The 1421-nt window shown below is 73.9% G+C and carries 2 protein-coding genes; both read left to right on the top strand.

What is annotated here, in order from left to right:
• The coding region (locus ESO86_RS19840) for a hypothetical protein (protein ID WP_207207206.1) at positions 1-196 on the top strand (196 nt) is incomplete at its 5' end.
• A 34-nt stretch (positions 197-230) separates the two neighbouring features.
• Positions 231-1421, top strand: a 1191-nt coding sequence (locus ESO86_RS16955) for a DNA polymerase IV (protein ID WP_129235959.1), incomplete at its 3' end; no start/stop codon positions are given.

The following is a 1421-nucleotide window of genomic DNA, read 5'->3' as shown; positions in this document are numbered from 1 at the left end:
GTCGGCGTTCGACGCCGCGGGCGCGACCGACGGCGAGGCCTCGGGCGGCGACGACGTGGGCGCTGACGCCGGTGCCGACGCGGGGTCGATCGACGCCGCGGGCGCGGGTGATGCGGGCGGCGACTGGGGCGGTTTCGGGGACTTCGGCGGTGGCGGGGACTTCGGCGGCGGAGACTTCGGCGACTTCGGGTTCTGACCCGGGTGTCGGCGGCGGGCGCTAGGGTCGCTGCGTGAGCAAGCAGGACGGCTCGTCGAGGCAGGTCACGATCGGTCCGGTCGACGACTCCGCGACCCCGATCCTGCACGTCGACATGGACGCGTTCTTCGTGTCCGTCGAACTCCTTCGCCGGCCCGAGCTGCGCGGCAGGCCCGTGCTCGTCGGCGGGACTGCGGGGCGAGGGGTCGTCGCCGCCGCGAGCTACGAGGCCAGGCGCTACGGGGTGAACTCGGCGATGCCGATGTCGGTCGCGCTGCAGCGCTGCCCCAACGCGGTCGTGCTCCGCGGCGACTACCGGCGCTACTCGGAGTACTCCGAGCGCGTCATGGAGATCTTCCGCGAGCTCACTCCCCTCGTCGAGCCGCTCTCGATCGACGAGGCCTTCCTCGACGTGTCGGGCGCGCGCCGCCTGCACGGCAGCCCGGCCGAGATCGCCTGGACCATCCGCCGACGGGTCCACGACGAGACCGGACTCACCTGCTCGGTGGGCGTCGCCGCGAGCAAGTACGTCGCGAAGGTCGCGTCCTCGCGCGCCAAGCCCGACGGCATGCTCGTCGTCCCCGCATCCGAGACGACCGCGTTCCTGCACCCGCTGCCCGTGTCGGCGCTCTGGGGCGTCGGCCGCGTGACCGAGGAGTCGCTCCGAAAGCTCGGCCTCCGCACGGTCGGCGACGTGGCCGACATGCCGGAGGACGCGCTGGCCCGCGCGGTCGGCCCGGCGCTCGCGGCGCGCCTGACCCGATTGGCCGACGGCGTCGACCCGCGCGACGTCGAGACGCGGCGGGTCGAGAAGAGCATCGGCCACGAGACGACGTTCCATCACGACCTCGTCGCGCACGACGAGATCGCGCGCGAGCTCCTGCGATTGGCGACCGACGTCGGCGTTCGGCTGCGCCGTGCCGGCATGCTGGCGCGTACCGTCACCCTGAAGCTCCGCTACGGCGACTTCACGACGGTCACCCGGTCGCGCACGCTGGCCGAGCCGACCGACGTCGCGCGACGCATCTACGAGGAGGCGCTCGTGCCGCTCGGCGAGCTCGTGGGCGACGGTCGGCGCGTCCGGCTGATCGGCGTGCGAGCCGAGCACCTCCGGCACGCCGGCGACGGGGCACCACTGTGGGACCCCGACGAGGAATGGCGCGACGCCGAGCGGACGATCGACGAGGTCGTGCGCCGGTTCGGCCGCGGTGCCGTGCGGCCGGCG

The organism is Agromyces binzhouensis (assembly GCF_004135055.1).
Lineage (GTDB): Bacteria > Actinomycetota > Actinomycetes > Actinomycetales > Microbacteriaceae > Agromyces > Agromyces binzhouensis.
This window is presented reverse-complemented; position numbering and strand designations above follow the sequence as displayed.